The 14,949-nt window shown below is 64.4% G+C and carries 11 protein-coding genes and 1 pseudogene; 4 read left to right on the top strand and 8 right to left on the bottom strand.

What is annotated here, in order from left to right; all coding sequences use genetic code 11:
• Positions 1-64: 64 nt before the first annotated feature.
• Both ACFVAV_RS34040 and mobF read right to left on the bottom strand, forming a co-directional pair.
• Positions 65-1,819, bottom strand: coding sequence for a hypothetical protein (locus ACFVAV_RS34040; protein ID WP_379039760.1), 1,755 nt, complete (start codon positions 1,817-1,819; stop codon positions 65-67).
• Positions 1,820-4,570 (bottom strand): MobF family relaxase, encoded by a 2,751-nt coding sequence (mobF, locus tag ACFVAV_RS34035; protein WP_379039759.1) that lies wholly within the window; start codon positions 4,568-4,570, stop codon positions 1,820-1,822.
• Positions 4,571-4,860: 290 nt separating this feature from the next.
• Here mobF and ACFVAV_RS34030 point away from each other — a divergent pair, with 290 nt between their 5' ends.
• Positions 4,861-5,928 carry a tyrosine-type recombinase/integrase gene (locus tag ACFVAV_RS34030; protein ID WP_379039758.1) on the top strand — a complete coding sequence of 356 codons (1,068 nt, stop codon included), beginning with the start codon at positions 4,861-4,863 and terminating at the stop codon, positions 5,926-5,928.
• A gap of 231 nt (positions 5,929-6,159) precedes the next feature.
• Positions 6,160-6,249: pseudogene (locus tag ACFVAV_RS34025) on the top strand (heat-shock protein HtpX); the annotation flags it as partial.
• 316 nt (positions 6,250-6,565) lie between these two features.
• On the opposite strand, the gene ACFVAV_RS34020 reads toward ACFVAV_RS34025, so the two are convergent.
• The 6 genes from ACFVAV_RS34020 to ACFVAV_RS33995 all read right to left on the bottom strand — a co-directional run bounded on the left by ACFVAV_RS34020 (position 6,566) and on the right by ACFVAV_RS33995 (position 12,141).
• Complete coding sequence (locus ACFVAV_RS34020) at positions 6,566-7,714, bottom strand: helix-turn-helix domain-containing protein (protein WP_379039757.1); 1,149 nt, start codon at positions 7,712-7,714, stop codon at positions 6,566-6,568.
• Positions 7,704-8,216 (bottom strand): hypothetical protein, encoded by a 513-nt coding sequence (locus tag ACFVAV_RS34015; protein WP_379039756.1) that lies wholly within the window; start codon positions 8,214-8,216, stop codon positions 7,704-7,706. Before ACFVAV_RS34015 ends, ACFVAV_RS34020 begins: the two co-directional genes overlap by 11 nt.
• Before the next feature lie 580 nt (positions 8,217-8,796).
• Positions 8,797-9,102 carry a hypothetical protein gene (locus ACFVAV_RS34010; RefSeq protein WP_379039755.1) on the bottom strand — a complete coding sequence of 102 codons (306 nt, stop codon included), beginning with the start codon at positions 9,100-9,102 and terminating at the stop codon, positions 8,797-8,799.
• An 89-nt stretch (positions 9,103-9,191) separates the two neighbouring features.
• Complete coding sequence (locus ACFVAV_RS34005) at positions 9,192-9,872, bottom strand: hypothetical protein (RefSeq protein ID WP_379039754.1); 681 nt, start codon at positions 9,870-9,872, stop codon at positions 9,192-9,194.
• A 190-nt stretch (positions 9,873-10,062) separates the two neighbouring features.
• Positions 10,063-10,608 (bottom strand): hypothetical protein, encoded by a 546-nt coding sequence (locus ACFVAV_RS34000; RefSeq protein ID WP_379039753.1) that lies wholly within the window; start codon positions 10,606-10,608, stop codon positions 10,063-10,065.
• Positions 10,609-10,668: 60 nt separating this feature from the next.
• Entirely contained in the window at positions 10,669-12,141 is a 1,473-nt protein-coding gene (locus ACFVAV_RS33995) for a hypothetical protein (RefSeq protein WP_379039752.1), read from the bottom strand.
• A 44-nt stretch (positions 12,142-12,185) separates the two neighbouring features.
• Here ACFVAV_RS33995 and ACFVAV_RS33990 point away from each other — a divergent pair, with 44 nt between their 5' ends.
• Both ACFVAV_RS33990 and ACFVAV_RS33985 read left to right on the top strand, forming a co-directional pair.
• Positions 12,186-14,201: an AAA family ATPase gene (locus tag ACFVAV_RS33990; protein ID WP_379039751.1), complete on the top strand. Its 2,016-nt coding sequence runs from the start codon at positions 12,186-12,188 to the stop codon at positions 14,199-14,201.
• A gap of 143 nt (positions 14,202-14,344) precedes the next feature.
• Positions 14,345-14,949: WD40 repeat domain-containing protein (locus ACFVAV_RS33985; RefSeq protein WP_379039750.1), on the top strand; the 605-nt coding region annotated here is incomplete at its 3' end.

Raw genomic sequence — 14,949 nt, 5'->3', positions numbered from 1 at the left:
TCGCCGAGGTGGAGCCGCTGCTCAACACCATGGCCGCAGGTAGAGACTGCATCGCAGACGGCTATCAATCCAGATCGTAGCCATGTCCCGGCTGGTAGTCCCGATAGGTTTCGGGTTCATAGTCGGCGTCGAAATCATGGTCGGCTGCCGATATTCTGGGACTGAACGCGGCATTGATCGCATCATCGATGGCTGTGCCGGGTGCGTCGTCGGTCAAGGGGCTTTCGCTGGTGTCCAGGTCGGCAGGGTCGATGTCCAGTCGTGCCCAGAGGGCGGCGGCGGGCATCTCATCGGGTAGTGGCCGAGCCCGGCCGACCTCGGTAAGCCGCTGCTCGACATCGATGCCGGCCTGAGCGGCGGCGTCGATATGGCTGGCGATGACTGGCCACGTCGGGTCGGCGCTGATGCGGGTGTCGATGCGCTCGACGGTGACCGCCCAACGGTGTTGGGGTAGCCGGGTGTTGCCGTCGACTTCGAGGATGCGGCGTTGCAACCGTTGTTGGTGAGCGCGCTCTACCGCAATGTGTCGGGTGGGTCCGGTCGGGCGGTGGTCGGAATCGGGCACGTGCAAGCCTGCGCGCCAGATGGCGAGGTCGGCGAGTAGTTCAGGGTCTCGGCCGAGTAGCGGTCGCGCCCACGTGGGGGCGGTGCCGGGAGTCCATGTGCGGGTAGTGTCGCTGATCTGTCGGGCGAGTTCGGCAACGATCCGCTCCCGCGCCTGCACGGGCGCGAGAGTGTCGGGGTCGGCTGCGTCAGTCGCGGTGACAGGAAGTCCGGGCGTCCAGGCGAGTGGGCCGGGTCCGGCAGAGTGGTTGCCAGTGGTGTCCAGTCGCCAGTCCAGCACGGCGGCGGGGTCGGTCACGGTGTCGAGTTCCCTCGCGGCGATCGCGATACGTAGTTCGGTGATCGGGTCAGCCCCGGCGAGTGCGAGCATGGCCAAGTGCTGGCGTAGTACCGAGTACGCGGAACTGTCGGTCAGTCCCGGAACGAGGCGGTCGGCGATGCGGTCGATGGTGTCGAGTCGCCCCGTGCCGATGGCGTTCTCGGCGGTCATGCCGAGGGTGTCGAGGTAGATGTCGACGGCGGGGCCGATGCGGCGGGCGGGGTCGAGGGCGTCGCGGAGTTCGGTGTGGGCGGATTTGCGGGTGCCGTCGCGGTCGAGAATGTGGTGGAGGTGTTCGACAGCGGTGCGTGGGTAGTGGGCGGCCACGGTGTAGATGTCACCTTCGGCGCCGTCGAGTGCGGTGGCGATGTAGGCGTGGTTGGTGTGGCGCCCGCGCGTCATCGCGACGTAGAACTGTTGGCGTGACTCACGCCCGGACAGGGCGACATGGCAGGAATCCGCGGTGACGCCTTGCGCGGAATCGATGGTGGCGGCGTAGCCCAGGTGCAGGTGTTCACGCACATACTCACCCGGCAAGCGCACCGAGTCGGCGGTATCGCGGCCGTGTACGCGCCGGACAACGGTCACAGATTCGTCTGGGTAGACCTCGCGAATGGTCCATGTGTAGCCGTTGCGTACCCAGTCGTGTTCGCTCAACCTGAGCCGGGGATCGTTGCGGCGGGTGCGCACGGTGTCACCGGCTGAGGCCACCAACCCGTCACCGAGGAAGACGTGTGTGTCGATGGCGGTGCCCGTGGGTGGGTCGCTGTGGGCGATACGGTGGGCTCGGGCACGCACGTTCAGAGCGGTCACGATGTCGTGTGTGGGTGCGAGCATGACCGCATCGGAGCCGTTGGCGGTGTCGGCGGCCCATGCTTGGTAGGTGTCTTCGTAGACGCTGCCGAGGTGTCCGGCGTGGATGCGGCCGTTGTCCAATTACCACGCGAGTGCGGTCGGGTCGCCTTCACGTAGCCCTTTCGAGGCCAACGCTTCCCCACGATGGGCGAACCGCACCACCTCGGTCAGCGTCGGTGTCTGTTGTGGTGAGGCGTGGGCCATGTCGGCATCGACGCCACCGGCATCGATCGCTGGGAGCTGTTGGTCGTCGCCGATGCATCGCACGGTCGCGCCCCGATCGGTCAGATACCGCAACAGTTGCAGGCGTTTGGCGGTCGGCAAGGTGACGTGTTCATCGACAATCACCAACGTCGTGTCGTCGATGTCGAGTACCCATTGCGGCAGGAACGGCAGATACTCACCGATTATCGCGCCGGGCTGATGGGCGTCGATGACGTGCAGAAGCTTGTCCACGGTCTCGGCGCGCGTACCAATCGACTCACCCAGTACGGACGCGGCCGCGGCTGTGGGAGCCATACCGAGCACAGTTCCGCCGCTGGATCGCCATGCGGTGGACAGGACTTGCATAGCGGTGGTCTTGCCGGTTCCGGCGGGAGCGTTGGCGGCGTGCACGCGCAGTCCGGCGTTCGCGAAGGATTCGATGACGCGGACCTGGCCGGGCTTCAACGGTTGATCGGGGTGGGCGCTGTTGTATTCGTCGACCGCGTCGAGGATGTGGGTGGGGTTCAGGATGCGCCCGCCGGGTTCGATCGAGAGCGCGATGAGTTCGGCTTCGGCGGCCAACACCGCTTCGGTGGTGTAGATGCGGGAGTTCGCGCGGGTGTGCATCGGGGTGCCGTCGCGGCGGCGTAGCCAGGTCGGGACCGCGCGTAGGTCGGGTTCCTCGGTCACGTCGGGGTCCCCGCGCGCGAGGGCCGCGGACGGCGAAAGCGACTGCGTGACAACCTCATCAGTGACACGAGACCAGTCGGCAGGCGCGACGTTGCCGCGTAGTTGGCGTTCGACTTCGGCGCGCAGGTTGAACTCGCGCCAGGTTGCGCGCCGCTGCGACACGGCTGCCAACGCTTGGTCTGCGATGTGGGTGATGAACATGCGATCCGGAACCGGGCGCGGCATGGGTACGGCTGCCAGGACACGCGGAAGGATGTCGTCTACGGCATCGGGGCCGCCGAGCAGTGCTTCTGCTTCGGCGCGCCAGGTGGCCCATTGCTCGGTACGAGAACCCGGAACATGTTTCTTGGGGCGGGTTTCCAAGGTGGCGCGCTGAGCCAGTCGGTGTATGTCACCGGGGCCGGGTTCGTGCCCGATCGTGGCTTGCCACTTAGCGGTGAGGGAGTCGAGTCGGTCGGTGATCGCGGCCCCGCGCCTCGACCAGTGGTGGATCAGCTCCAAGGGCACGCCGACGATGTCACGGACGCGGACTTGATCGGGGGTGCGGTCGGGGCGGGTTTCGAACCGGATTCCCAGCGCGATCTCCAGGTGGTGCTCAAGGCGCGTGTCGAAGATTTCCGAGGCCGTGACGGTACTTTCGTGGAGAGTCTTGCCGTCGATGGTGCGCCATTTGCCGTCCGAGGTCAGCACGCGATTGCTTACCAAGACGTGGATGTGCAGGTCGGGGTCACCGGCGCGGGAGTCGCGATGTTCGAACGTGGCCGCGATCATGCCTTGCACGTCGACTTGCCGGACACCGTTGCGGCCCAGTCGGGTGAACAACGCGTTGTCTTCCATCCAGGTCAATGCATCGTTGGCCGCGCGGCGGATGGCGGTCTCGATGATCGCCCGAATCGCGGGTGTGCCGATCGCCCACAACACCGAAATGCTTTTCACGGCGCTGAAGGTGAAGTCGTAACCGGCGACCGCTGCACGGTCCGGGCGCGAGTTCTTGGCGATCCATCCCGACAGTTCGCGCGCGTCCAGCGGTGGCCGGTTGTACTCGGTGGTGAACATGGCTGTGGCGACGGTGGCGCGGATGCGGGCGCGGATGTCGTCGGGAATGTGTGCGGTGACGCACGCTCCCGCGTCGGTGTTGTAGTCGCGGTACGCCTGCCTCTTGGCCTGTCGGTAGTCGGAAACCGTGGCATAGACCGCGTACCGGTTGCCTAGTTTGGTGGCGTTCTCGGCGCGGCGGGCGGCTTCGGCCGGCCGGATTCCGGCATCGAGATGCTGGGCTTTGACGCGTTCGCGGACCTGTTCGGCGTTGGGGTGCATCCCGGCCCCGAACAGGTTCTTCATCTGGTCTTCGGTGACCTCGGAACCTTCGGTGATGCCGAGCGCGGAAAGCCCCGTGCCGTACCAGGTTCCGGGGGCTTCGCCGTGTTCGTTGTAGTAGTCCGACAGGGAGGCGCGCCCGCACGCGGTTTTGTCGTTGGCGGCGGTTTGTCGCATGTAGTACTCGTAGCCGTTGCCCGCGGCGACCTTGTGCATAGTCGCGACCATGACTCCATGAGGCAGCCGTAAATTCGACTGCCGCAAGGACGAATTGATGCGAACTAGGTCACATTTCGCAGTGATGGGCAACTTTCGACAACTTTGGACAACTTTCGACACCGAGCGTGACCGAATTGTGTCCAGCTCGCGGTCCGAGAAACCCTGGAAATCCGACCCATTCGAACAGTTCCAGCGGGCGCGCTGCGGTCGATTCTCCGTTGACGGTACGGGGTTGGCCCTGAGATGCAAGATGTCTGATCGTTGGAGAAGGAAGAGAGTGGGTGTTGGGGTGTGGGTGGCGTGATAGCTGCTGCGAAGGTGGGGAGTGGATGTTTGGTCGGCGTGTGAGTTGCGGTACGGCGGGATGGATTGCGGAGGTGTCGGTTCAGCGGAGTGATGCATTTTCCGGTGATATCGGGGCCGTGCCGGCGCAGGCGAGTCGGCCGGATGTCGGTGACGGTAATCATGCAGTGCGCGTGTGTGTTACGGGAGTCCTCGATGTCGACAGCATCCGTGGTTTGGTGGCGTAAGTGGTCGAGTTCAGGTCTACTGGAAGGTGGAAGAGCCATTGATCGGGCAGAACAGAAAGGTTGTCCGATGAATTGTCATGGCTTTTCTCGATCTCCGTTCGGCGGTGTGGAATGGCGAGCTCAGCGGAATCTTCCTGTGGTCGAGGTTGTCCGGGGTCGGCGATGACCGAGTCTCCGCACGAGATCGCGCGAAGGCTTCTCGAGCAGCTCGGTGTTCAGGCCGAAGACCTGGTGTCCAGATCGAATCCCGGACCGGTCCCGACTTTCGACGAGTACATCGCGCGCATCATCCCGACGGTCCGGATGGGAACGCTGCGGACCTACCGGCCGTACTGGCAGCGGCTGCGCGATGACTGGGGTTCGCGGCGTATCGACGACCCGACGACGCTGGAGATGCAGGCGTTGGTCGAGCAGACCCGCGCCCGGGCGGTGTATCGGCGCAATTCCCGCGATGGTCGGTCGGCTGCCGAGCACATGGTCGGTGCGCTGCGATATCTGTACCGCTATGCCGCCAGCGACGGTTATGTCCGAACGGTCAACGCTGCCACGGAGTTGGCCAAGCCACGCCGGCTTCCGAGCCCACGCGGTGCCATCGCCGCCGATCGCCTCGGCGCGATCATCGAGGCGGTGACCACGACCGGCGACGACAAGGAACTCGACACACTGCTGCTACGCCTGCATCTCGAGACCGCGTGCCGCACCGGTAGCGCGCTCGCGCTGCGTTCCTCGGACTTGGACGTGGGGCAGCGACTGGTGAAGCTGCGTGGGAAGGGTGGGACGGTTCATTGGCAGCCGGTCTCGTCGACATTGCTGGCGATGCTCACCACCCATGCCGATCGGGGCGCCACGCCGGGTGAGCAGTTGTTGCGCTACCGGCATGGCCGTCCGATCTCCCGCCGTCGGTATGACCATCTGTGGATGCGCGCGGGCCGAGAGCTGCCGTGGGTGGCTACGCAGCAGATCAGTACGCATTGGCTTCGGCATACGGTTTTGACGTGGGTGGAGCGGAACTTCGGCTTCGCTGTTGCGCGGGCGTATGCCGCGCATGCGATCCAGTACACCCCTGGTGGGGCGACGTTGACTTATGTTCGGGCCACTGCACACGAGGTCGCGGGTGCACTGTCGGCGCTTACCGGTGAGGTTCATCCGCTGGCCGAGGGCCAGTCGACTACCCCACCGGTGTTGGCGCCTTTGCCACTTCCGGACTGGCCCAGCGCGCGACGCCGGTGAGGACAGTCGATGTCGCCTAGGCCGAAACGGTCAGCCCGGTTCGGATCTGCTCGGCGAACTGGGTGATGCGGGTGGTGAGCGTCGGCCAGGCCGGACTGGCCTGTTCCGACGATCACCGCGCCATAGGCGGTCATCACGACGTCCTTACGAGTCGACGGGTGTGCGTGGGATGTTCGCGATGGCGATGGCGATGGCGATGACGGCAGCGGAAGCGGACACTCGGCCCTGACGGCGGGCAAGGGCGTCGAGGCGGTTCGTCCGATCCGCGACGAAATCCGTACGCGCATCGAGAAGCTCGTCGCCGAGCTGATCCCGGCGTAGCGAAGGATGTCGTGGTCCCGAGGCACCAATTCCGCGGCCTCGGGGCCGCAGTACGTTCGACTCCCTACCCGCAAGGAACGCTTGTCACGGGTCGCAACTGTGCAACTTTCACCTATCGCGATCGTCGACGGCTGCGCAACCAGTCCAACATGACGCACGGGGATTCCGCGCATTCGAGTGACTCAGCGCGACAGCGCGCCCCGATCGTCGCGCTTCGCTACCCACCGGCCCGCGACAGAACCAAATCACCTATTACAACGAGACCCGATCATTGCCGTGTTCGCCGGTAACCATCCGAAGTTGGAGGTAGTCGCGGCTATCTCACGATCGAAAGCCTGGGCCGGGAATCGGCATCGTCACCGAGGGCATCTGCTACGTGACGCTCGGTCCAGCACAGCTCGTTGGCAAGGTCTGTTCGACTGAATCCGTGACGGTCGGCAACATCGGCCGCGTCACGCAGTAGCGTCGGAATCTCACCTGGGTACGAGGTCAGCGGCTCATCCCGGCGAAAATCGGCCGTTCCGTGAAGACGCTGATGCGCTCGACGAATCGATGTCTCGGTAACGAGATTGAGTTCACCCATACGGTAGATCAGCGACTCGATCGACACGCCCCATTGGCGGCCAAGCTCATCCAGGGCAGCCAGCCGCATCGTTCTAGGCAGCAACGGCTCGATTTCAGCACGCGGGGTCAAAAGTTCGGCCGCGAACTGGTCGGCCTCGCGTTCCTGTTGCCGGTCTCCCGGCAACGGATTCGCATGCAGCAGAAGGTGGCCGAGTTCGTGGGCGCAGGTGAACCGGAAGGTGTAGACCGATCGAACCTTCTCGGGCGTGATGACCACCAGCGGGCGCCCCAACATGTCGGTCGAATATGCACTGACACGAGTAACAGCATCGTCAGTCATCGGTATCAGACACACGACAATGCCACGCGATTCCATCAACGCGCCGAGATGAGGTACCGGGCCCCGTTGAATCCCCCAGTAGCTTCGCAACACCTGAGCCGCAGCTTCTGGACTGGAACCCTCAGCGACAGTTGGCAGATCGACGTCGGGGAATCGGACACGCTTCTCGAGCGCGCACGTCAGCTCCCAAATTTGCTCTGCGTGAGCAGCAGCTTTTGCCCGGTCTTTAGCCCGGGTAGAACGCAAGCTGCGAAAGTGGGCATTCGCTGCATCTAGGCGACCCATCGGACGTCCCGAGGCAAAGTACTCGATCGGCACGCCCAGCACTTTGGACAGGACCGGAAGTAGGTCTGTCCGAGGTCTGTTCACTCCCGACTCATACTGCCCGATCGCGGCGGCTGAAACGCCCACCTGCTCCGCGAGCTCCGCCTTCGTCATCTCCGCTAACACGCGAGCTTGAGTGAGGCGCGCGGGCTCGAAACTGTCGACCACTGCGGACAGGCGTGGCCTGTCCGCGTTGACGAACAGTTCGAGCTGCGGCTGATCGGGGCTATCGGTCATCGTTTTCGAAGTTCACCGCATCGGAGTCGGCAGGCTTCAGCTTCTGAGGCACTGCGCCACTGGTGAAGTCGCCGCTCGGAGTGGTGGAAACGGGCCTGGTCGGCGCGACTGCCGTCAAGCTCTCGTGGAACCCTTCCCACGAGATGTATCCGTCGTCAGAGAGCGTGACCTCACCCCATTCCGCGGAATGGAGTCCTCGACGCGAGCTCGAAATCGCTACCACGACGAGCCTGCCCGAAGTCACAGCAGGCAAATCAACCGCTGCACGGAGCATCTTGACGAACGCCACCTCTTCGTCTGACAGGCCCGCGTCCGGAAGTTCGAGGTCAAGCATCCCCTGCACCGGGCGCGGCTTCATGTTCGCCAGTGCGAACCGGGCAGCAGAGCTGCCGAACAACGCGGCCGTCGGTTCGTCGGTCGAGCGCTTGCCGAAGCGCCACGGAAACACCGCGACGCCATTGACCACCAACACCCGGTAAGGCGCATTGCCAGGACGCTCCATGACGACACCAGGCAGGTCTGCGAGACGCTCGCACCGTTCCAGGATCCCGCGCCAGAATTCTCCGTACACGCTCTGCGATCGGTGCCCAGATGCCTCCTGTGCATCCACCGACGCGACATGCTCAGCGAGAACCATCTCAGCGAGCTCGGACCGAATCCGGGGACCATACTCCCCCAGAGTCTCAAGCGCCCACCGACGACCTGAATCCATCGGACCCTCCTCAAGTAGATGCCGAGAACAGTACCAGGAGGCTTTATTTTTTCGCAAGATTCACGCAGTTTTGCTTCATCTTGACGAAAGTCGGACCGAATCCGGGTGCAGCACTTGGGGGTGATGAAGCGGCATCCCACCCTGACATCTGCCTATTCGGAGCCCCCACGTCCAGCAGATGGCGGCGCCTTGAAGCCCGCTACCGACACGAGATAGTTGACGCATCACGGGTTCCCCGGAGACCCCCGACCTCGATACCGACGAGGTTGCCGGCGCGGTGCCTACCGTCGGCAAGACTGAGCGTGGGCCGAGAACTCGGCCAACCGCAGTCCCCAGATTGTAGGCAGCTTGTGCGGCCGACGGCTCGGGCTCAGTCGTGCTGCCCCGCATGAATAGCCGGATAGCCACTCAACCAACCGTCCAAATCGGCGTAGCTCTCCACCGGTAGCGGTCCAGCAGGGCGGGTGATTACCCATACTCCTGGCGAGGCGGTAGTCCGCGTCAGGTTGTGGCGCACCTCGCGCACCTCAAGCCTGAGTTCACCCAGCTCGAAGTCGACAAACTCGCCGACGCGGGGAATGGGTAGCTCCGGAGCGGAGACGATTGCGACCACGTCGCCGATGGGTGACTCCTCGCCTAGTTCGATGACGAGCGCGTACTGGAAGTGATCGGGCATGCGGCCGTTCCCTTCTGCCGATGCTGCTCGCGGTCTCCGAGCAGTTCGACCGCCACCGTAGGTGACAGAAACATTGCGCGACAGCCTATTCAGCCGTCCGCATGTTCGCCTTCCTCAAGTTGTGGAGTCTGCTGCCTGATCGCCCGTAGAAGTCGGCCATGCCACCCACTGGGCGGCGGAAACGGAATCCCCCACTCCGCCAGCTGATCCCGGGTCCAGCCACCGTTCCTTGTACGAGCAGCCTCGAGCTCCTCAACACTGGTCGGCGGCCTGACCTGGATTTCGATTGACGGACGGTAGTACTGCTTCTTGTGGCACATGACATCGAGGTAGGCCATCACGATCGGCGGCGGGATCGTCAGGCTGGGATCGAGACCGCTGGCTCCGGTGTAGCTATGGGGTGCCGCATCACGGGGACCCCATCTCAACCAGATGGCCGCGCTTCCTCGGCCGGAGGCCTCGGTAGCCAGTTTGGCGAGCGCACGTTCATTGTTTCGGCTGTCGATCTCGACTGCCAGCGCGGGCTGACCGGGTCGGTCGAAGACGATGTCGAGTCGCCCTCGGCGTGTCTTGCCCGCCTTGCTGACGAAGGTCATCAGGCTAGGGACTTCGAACCGCGGATCCCAGCCCTGGCTCTCACCCCATTTGGCGACCTGGTCCGTGAGTGCAGCGGTTACCTCAATGGAGAATTCACCGTTCAGCTGAAACTCACTCAGCCACGTGTCAAGGTTTCGGACATCAGCTTGAGTTCGTTCGTAGCGCAGAGACACTCTGGCATCATCGCTGTCCCCACCGACAGGATTGCCGAGGTCCACTGGCCTTTAAGATCGGCTTCAGCCGAGGCGGTGCGGCGTCAACGCCACGTGCAACCGCCGCTGTTGCGGTCCGATAGCAGGTGACCACTTCACGATCCGCGGACGCAGGCCGAACCAGCGAGCGGAGCTCCTGCGGCTCCGATGGTTAGCGGTAGGCACTCTTGCAAATACCCTTCTTCCTCGCCAAGCAAGCCAGCTTCTCGACAACACTGACCGAGCACTCGCAAGGAGATAGCCCCACCTCGCCGGTTTGCGATTTATGCTTCAAGGCCAGCGCACGAGTGGTGGGCCGTGACGATCGGTGCCAGGCCGCGACCGGCAAGACACCGATGACCGTGGAAGCCGACGAGAAGCGCTTGGATCCGCAGGCATCGACCAGGACGATCACCCACCTGTCGTCGGCGTCCAGTCGGCCCGCAATGGCCTTCGCTAGATCAGTGGGCGTCAAACCGACATCGCGGCCTTCCCGCTCGCTGTTCGCGTGGTAGAGGACGGCAGTCTCAGCATTGTTCGTCCAGCCGTGGCCGACCCGGTAAAGGATCATCGCGGGATGTTCGGTCTTGCGGAACGCACTGATTCGCGTCTGAACATTGTCCGCGCCGCGTTCTACCACAACGACGTTCCAGTCCTGGACGCCAACGTTGAAGGTCTCGAGCGGCTGAGAGCACCGCACCGAGTTCGGTAGCGACACGGAGTTCGCCGTGTTCTCGGTACCACCCGATCGCCATCGGGAAGAACTCGGGGCCATCGGTCATCGGTCGGTGTCCACCGCCATGATGATCTGTTCCACCGGGGAAGTCCCGCTGCCGCCGACCTGCACCCGGTACAGACCGGGCTCGTAGACGGTGGTGGATACGACGAGTCGGTCGTCGCGGCGGTGTGCCTCGGCTCGTCGGGGCAGGCGGGTGCCGATTTCGGTGACCTCGCACCGGATGTCGTTCGGCTTGGCCGCTCCCTCGACCGCGATGTCGAATTCCTCACCGACGGTGACGATGTCAGGGGTGTCGATGCCGATATCGCCGTCGCCGAGCCGCGGGCCGAGGTCCGCGTCGCGGTGGAGCAGAACGTCTTTCACGAAGGCGATCGCCTCGTCGGTCTTGGCGATCAAACCGTGCTGCTGTGGCAGGGGAGACACATCCGGTGCTTCGTGCGGCAGCACCACATTGCGGGGCGGAAGTGCCGAATTCCGGGGAACCGTTCCATCGCCGAGCCCTGGAAGGCGACGGAGGTCACCGGTGCCGTCGCGCACCAGTGACCCCATGCTATCGACATCGAACGTGTAGCGCAGTCCTTCGACGCGACCCGAATCGAACCCGAGAGAGCAGATTGTCGGCTGCTCGATTCCGATCAGCGGCCGATGTCGTGGCAGGGGAACTGTAGCGCGCTCGGCGCGGTGCGCGAAGGCATCTTTCGCTAGATCGGGGCAACCACCGAGGGTGGTGATGTCGCTCGCAGTCAGCCGCCGCACATCGGTGCCGGTATCCACGCAGCGATAGCTCGGCAGCAGGTCATAGATGCCCGGCATGGTCACCGCGACCTGCCGGAGCCGCCGCGCGGGCAGCCGCGCTCCTTTCCCCGTACCCAACATGACCGCCGCCTTCGCGGCCCCTTCGAATGGTGTACCGAGGGTGATGATCGCACCGACCTGGTCGGTGGCACCGGACATCGCGGACAGTTCGTGGCATAACAGTCCCCCCATCGAGTGAGCGACGAGATGCACCCGCGCGTCGGGACGGTCGGACACACGCCGCCACCAGTCCACGTGGGCGTCGATGTGCTTCGCCAGCAGGAGTGCGTTGTGACGCACAGGAAGTCGCCAGTCATAGCCGAATTCCAAGACCGCAGACGGGTGCCGGACGATGCGCTCGAGTGCGCGCACCAGCTTGGTGTAGGGCTCGATCCCGCGTAAGAACGGCGCGAAAGTCGGTGTCCGCAATAGGTGCCCGGGTCGGACCGTCGCGTGTTGGGGGTCAACGGCCAGCGGGGTCAACCGATTGGAAAGAGCGACCCACATCCGCGCGATCAGAAGGGGCTCCAGCCCCCACAGTTTCTTGCCGGTCCCGATGTCGATCAGCTCGGTGCCCATGATCCCCGGCACGACGACCACACAGTCATCGATGACCCGGTCCGAACCAGACGCGGGGTCGAGTGTCAGAGTCTCGATCAGTGGCCGCTGCGGCAGGTCGTCGGGTTTCGCTGCGGGAAACGTAAATTCATGCGACACAGTCGATATCATCACCCGGAAGCTGACCGGATGGGGGAATTCGTGTGACCGACCAGGCTCTTGGTACGCGCTCCCTGTTCGTCATCGCCGCCCGCGACTACCCCGACGATGATTGGGGGCAGTTCGCCGACGGCATCGACGAGCAGATCCGGGTGGTTCAGGACTGGTGGTGCCACGACCAGTTGAAGGAGCGAGCCTTCACCGCTCACTGCCGCACCAACGTCACCACCCGGCGTGATGTCGAGAACCAAGTACACGATCTGGGGCTACGCTTCCTCAGCGCCGAGGATGTCGCGGTCCTGTACATCACCGGGCACGGACGTAAAGCCGAGAGCGGCCGCCACTACCTGATGCTGCCGGCCACGCCCGCCGACGAATACACCCACGCCTATCCCACCGCCGATGTCGTCACCGCGATCCTCGGCTCGCAGGCGCAGCACCTGCTGGTAATCGTGAATTCGTGCCACTCCGGGACCTTGCGCGCCGAGCTCGCGAAGCACTGGGAGGATTTGTCGACGGCCCGTCGCGAATTGAGCTCGCTGCAAGTGTTCACGATCGGCGATTTCGACCAGCGGCCCGGCATCCTCGACTTCACCCGAGTGCTCGAGACGGTCCGCACGACCCTATTGCAGGGCGGGTACGCGGAATCGCATCTGAGCATCGGTGATTTCATGCGCGAGCTCGCCAAAGCCGCATCATCGTCCGACCCCGACACCCGGTCCCCGGTCCGAGCCAAGCTCGTCTTCGGCGAGCAGACCGACGACCCACATCTGTGCCTACCCAACCCCGGATATACGCCTTTCGACTCCACTGTCGACGATGCTCGACGCCAGGTCGCCGACTCCCGCGCCGAAGTGGACTACTGGCTCGATCGTGCCAGTGGCCGGGTGACCGCCGACGATCCCGGCTGGTACTTCGCCGGTCGACGGACCCTGACCGAACAGGTCGCGAACTTCCTTCGCTCCGGAGCGGGCATGCTCATCGTCACCGGCGCTGCCGGAACCGGGAAGTCAGCGATCATCGCGCGAGCAGTGACACTGTCGGACCCGAAATTCCGCCTCGACCCGCGCTACGCCCAGGCAGTCGAGACCGCCCCCACCGAATCACTGCCACCGGTCGGCTCGGTCGATATCGCTGTCCTGGCACGTCAGAAGCGTGCACCCGCGATCCTCGAACAGATCCTGAACGCCATCGGAATCACGCCGACGGCCACAGACCATGCGAACACACAACGGTTGCGAAATCGCTTGCGCGAGCAACTAATCGACACGGGGCGGACATTGACGATCGTGCTGGATGGTCTGGATGAGGCCGTGCAGCCGATGCTGCTGCTCCCGGAGGTCGTGAGCCCGCTCGCGGGCTGGCGCGATCAGCACGGGGCACACAGGATTCGATGGGTGATCGGCGTCCGCAGCGACACCTCCGCAGCGGGCTCACCGTTCCGAGGCGGACACGGCCTGCTGCCCGAGCTGACCAAGGTCGCCGCCGACGGCGTCACAACGTTACGTACTGACGGGCCCGAGACAACCAACGATATCGCCGATTACCTGGAAGCACTGCTGACCAGCGCACCGGCATACCGCGCCGGCCCCACCGGACGGAAGCAGCTCGCGAACCTGGTCACGGACCGAATCGGACTGTCCTTTCTCGACGCCCGCCTCGTCGGCGAACGACTACGCCGCCTCGACGTACCACAACCACTCGACGACGCGACCTGGTTGCAGTCACTCTCGGACGGCACCGTCGGATTGCTGCGACGCGATATCCACGACGCCGCCGATGACCACTACGACGCCGACGCACTGCTGGCGGTACTGCGCGCCGCCGCGTTCGCCGGAGGTGCTGGCGTTCCGGTCGGCGACATCTGGTCGGTGATGGCAGCCGCAGTCCTCGACCGACCGCTACCCGACGGCACGATCAACCATGTAATGGGGGGTCCTCTGATCGGATACCTCACCCGGGATGTAGACGAGCGGATCGTCACGTATCGGCCAGTGCACGAACGGCTCCGCGAGGTTCTGCGTTCCCAACCTGATGCACTACGAGAGGGACGACAGTGACCGACCCAGCCGAGTCAGGAGACGAGGTCGCAGTTCAGGCCAGGATCAGCAAAGCACTGCGCGCACATTTGCCTACCTCCGACGAGATCCCGCCGCACCCCTACATTCGCCGGGAACTCGTGACTCATGCAGCGAAAGGAGCGGTGCTCGACGACGAGCACGTCCCCGCGTCGTTCCTGCCGTGGGAGACCAGCGGCAGGGTGCGCAGTTACGTGGGTATCCCAGCAAAACCGGAGTTCGAAGCCACGACCCTGGCCGCCTGGTCGGGACTGGAACCATTCGTCCTCGACGTAGGACCTGAGGCGCGGGCACTGAGTCTGGATATCGCGATCTCGCCCAGGGAACGGACCGTTGGGGACCACACGCCCAATCTGCGAGTTCGGCCTCTGTGGTCGAAGTGGCGGGTCGTCAGCAATATTGTGGCGAACTTTGGTAGTCCAGTAGTTGCATTGGGGACAGTGTCATTGCCGGACGGGCGGATCCTGCTGGCCGCCACCGGCAGCCCCGATGGCACGGTGCGGTTATGGGACCCGACCACCGGCCAACCAGTCGGCCAACCCCTCATCGGGCACACCAGCTGGGTAAGAGCGCTCGTGGCGGTACCGATGCCGGACGGACAGACCCTGCTGGCCACCGGCAGCAGCGATAGGACGGTGCGGTTATGGGACCCGACCACCGGCCACCCAGTCCGCCAACCCCTCACCGACCACACCAGCTGGGTGAACGCGGTCGTGGCAGTACCGACGCC

The organism is Nocardia sp. NPDC057663 (assembly GCF_042799895.1).
Taxonomy (GTDB): domain Bacteria; phylum Actinomycetota; class Actinomycetes; order Mycobacteriales; family Mycobacteriaceae; genus Nocardia.
This window is presented reverse-complemented; position numbering and strand designations above follow the sequence as displayed.

What these genes read in the sequence shown, in the direction of transcription:
- mobF (WP_379039759.1), bottom strand. Translation starts at nt 4,570, where the DNA reads ATGCATCACTCCGCTGAACCGACACCTCCGCAATCCATCCCGCCGTAC.
- ACFVAV_RS34030 (WP_379039758.1), top strand. Translation starts at nt 4,861, where the DNA reads ATGACCGAGTCTCCGCACGAGATCGCGCGAAGGCTTCTCGAGCAGCTC.
- ACFVAV_RS34020 (WP_379039757.1), bottom strand. Translation starts at nt 7,714, where the DNA reads ATGACCGATAGCCCCGATCAGCCGCAGCTCGAACTGTTCGTCAACGCG.
- ACFVAV_RS34015 (WP_379039756.1), bottom strand. Translation starts at nt 8,216, where the DNA reads ATGGAGCGTCCTGGCAATGCGCCTTACCGGGTGTTGGTGGTCAATGGC.
- ACFVAV_RS34010 (WP_379039755.1), bottom strand. Translation starts at nt 9,102, where the DNA reads ATGCCCGATCACTTCCAGTACGCGCTCGTCATCGAACTAGGCGAGGAG.